The sequence below is a fragment of the Salinicola peritrichatus genome (assembly GCF_003206715.1).
GTDB classification, from domain to species: domain Bacteria; phylum Pseudomonadota; class Gammaproteobacteria; order Pseudomonadales; family Halomonadaceae; genus Salinicola; species Salinicola peritrichatus.
Genome location: NZ_PZJU01000058.1, coordinates 1 through 2,731, shown reverse-complemented (window position 1 = coordinate 2,731; position 2,731 = coordinate 1). Strand labels below are relative to the sequence as shown.

The following is a 2,731-nucleotide window of genomic DNA, read 5'->3' as shown; positions in this document are numbered from 1 at the left end:
GGGTAATCCCCCCGAAAAACCAAGGTGATCAAAAGTAGAATTTTCCGTAAGCTAAGCGCAGGGAGATTCTGCATGAAGAAGTCACGTTTTTCCGACAGCCAGATCATGGCGATTCTGAAGCAAGCCGAGAGCGGCGTGCCGGTGCCCGAGCTCTGCCGGGAGCACGGCATGAGCAGTGCCAGCTTTTACAAATGGCGAGCCAAGTTCGGCGGCATGGATACCTCTATGATCAAGCGCATGAAAGAGCTGGAGGATGAGAATCGGCGGCTGAAGAAGATGTATGCCGAAGAACGGCTCAAGGCTGAGTTACGCAAGGAAGCCCTTGAGGGAAAGTGGTAAAGCCATCTCTCCGCCGCGAGATGGCGCAAAAAGCCGTTGCTGCTGCTCGCTGCAGCATTCGTCAGGCCTGTGTGATTTTCAGTATCAGTGAATCCTGCTATCGCTACCGGGCCAGGCTCAGCAGTGAAAACGCCGAGATCGCTGACCTGTTGGTGCGAATAACCCATAATCAGCGCAACTGGGGCTTTGGTCTATGTTTTCTGTATCTGCGCAACGTGAAGGGTTACCGCTGGAATCACAAGCGCGTTTACCGAATCTACCGGGAACTGGAACTAAATCTGCGTATCAAGCCCCGCAAGCGGTTGGTACGGGGGAAACCCGAGCCACTGGCGGTGCCCAGGGCCATCAACACCAGCTGGTCCATGGACTTCATGCACGACCAGTTAGAGGATGGTCGCAGCTACCGGCTGTTCAATGTGATCGATGATTACAACCGGGAAGGCCTGGGCATTGAGGTAGACCTGTCACTGCCCTCTGAGCGTGTTATGCGGGCCTTGGATCAGATCATCGAGTGGCGGGGAAAACCTGCCCAGATCCGCTGTGATAATGGCCCGGAATATATCAGTGCTACCTTGGCTACTTGGGCCGAGAAGCAGGGCATTACACTGGTATTTATCCAACCCGGCAACCCGCAGCAGAATGCGTACATCGAGCGCTACAACCGCACCGTGCGCTACGACTGGCTGGCCCAATACCTGTTCGACTCCATTGAGGAGGTTCAGGAATATGCCACGCAGTGGCTATGGACCTACAATAACGAACGGCCCAACATGGCCCTCGGGGGCGTTACGCCACAACAGAAACTGGCCGCTGTGGCCTGAGCTCTACTTTTGAAGCCCTCTAAAAATGGGGGGATTACCGAGGAACCAGGCGGCCTTGCCGGTCTTGCCCTTGGGTTGGGCCTTCTGGGCGTCGACGAACTTGCGCCGCGCATGCGCCCAGCAGCCGGCATGGGTGATGTCGTTGCGACGCACGACATCGCCATAGCCGCTATAGCCATCGGTGAGCAGGCATCCGGTGAAGTCTTGCAGCAGCGCGACGGGCACCTGACCGCCGCGGCTGGGGGCATAGTGGTAAAGCACGATCTGTTCGCCGGGTGGCCCGCCGCGCTGGACCCACATGTAGGAACTCGAGCTCGCGGGTCGATCCGCTTCGGCGTTGACCTGTAGCGGGGTCTCGTCCATGTGGATCAGCGGGGCCTGCCGCAGGTGCTCGCGCAGCGTCTCGATCAGCGGTATCAGGCGTTCTCCTGCCTGCACCATCCAGCGTGCCAGGGTGTTGCGCGGGATCTCGATACCGTGGCGGGCGAAGATGCCGCTCTGGCGGTGCAGCGGCAGCGCATCCTGATACTTGGCGGTGGCGATATAGGCCAGCAGCGTCGCACTGGCGTTGCTTTTCGGCAGCAGCTTCGGCGGGGCCGGGGCGATGCTGACCCCGTTCTCGCAACGCGGGCAGGCATACTTCGGTCGGATATGACGGATCACCTCGACCCGAGCCGGCACCACGTGCAGTTCTTCGCTGATTTCCTCGCCGATCACGCGGAGTTCGCTGCCGTCTTCCTGGCAGTGACGGGCGTCCTCGGGAAGCTCGTGAACGACCTCGACGCGCGGCAGTTCTGGCGGTAGGGCGATCCGGCCGCCGCGAGTACGGCGTCTGGAAGGCGTATCATCGACGTCTGACGGGTTATCGATGGTGCTCTCATCGTCAATCGACGACGCGCCATCCTCATCGGCGCCTTCTTCGTCCACCGCCGCTTCGGCTTCATTGATCAGCAGATCGGCCTGCTCGACGCGGTACTTCTCGGTGGAGGGACCGAACTGACGTTCGATAGCCAGGCGGAACTGTTCGAAGAGCGCTGCCTTGGTGGCTTCCCACTGCGCTTCCTTTCGCGCCATCAGACGATGCATGCGATCGATCTCGTGCTGCTGCGACTGCACCTGCTGCTGCAGTCGAGAGATCGCATCGGTTGATGAGGAAGTGGCGGAAGTCATGCCGGCAGGATACCGGCATGGCGCGTCTTCGGCGAGGGGTCAGCCGACGGATTGCAGTGATAATGTCTGGTGCGGCGTCATCGCATCGAGGTCGTAGCCATCCAGCAGCCAATTGAGTTCCTGTCCGGAGAGCGTGACGGTGTCGCCCTCCAGCCGCTTTGGCCATTGGAATCGCTCGCGCTCTAGGCGCTTGTACCAGACCACGAAGCCGTTGCGCTCCCAGTAGAGCAGCTTCACCTTGTCGCGCTGGCGATTGCCGAAGACGAACACCGCCGCCGCGAAAGGATCGAGCGCCATCGCTTCCTGAACCAGCAGCGCCAACCCATCGATCTGCTTGCGCATATCGACAGGTTCGCGGCACAGGTACACCCGCAGCCCGCTGCCGGGCCCCCGAGTTCGAC

2 protein-coding genes and 1 pseudogene are annotated in these 2,731 nt (G+C 60.2%); 1 reads left to right on the top strand and 2 read right to left on the bottom strand.

The window, feature by feature from the left end; translation table 11 throughout:
• Nucleotides 1-72: 72 nt before the first annotated feature.
• Nucleotides 73-1,160, top strand: a protein-coding gene (locus tag DOM57_RS18645; RefSeq protein ID WP_110650690.1) for an IS3 family transposase whose coding sequence is annotated in 2 segments (ribosomal slippage) — nucleotides 73-328 and nucleotides 328-1,160 — 1,089 coding nt in all. Because the reading frame shifts where the segments join, the coding sequence is not laid out codon by codon here.
• Nucleotides 1,161-1,166: 6 nt separating this feature from the next.
• On the opposite strand, the pseudogene tnpC reads toward DOM57_RS18645, so the two are convergent.
• Both tnpC and tnpB read right to left on the bottom strand, forming a co-directional pair.
• Nucleotides 1,167-2,330, bottom strand: a pseudogene (tnpC, locus tag DOM57_RS18640) (IS66 family transposase); the annotation flags it as partial.
• Between the two features lie 39 nt (nucleotides 2,331-2,369).
• A partial coding sequence (tnpB, locus tag DOM57_RS18635; RefSeq protein WP_110650689.1) for an IS66 family insertion sequence element accessory protein TnpB occupies nucleotides 2,370-2,731 on the bottom strand: 362 nt, incomplete at its 5' end.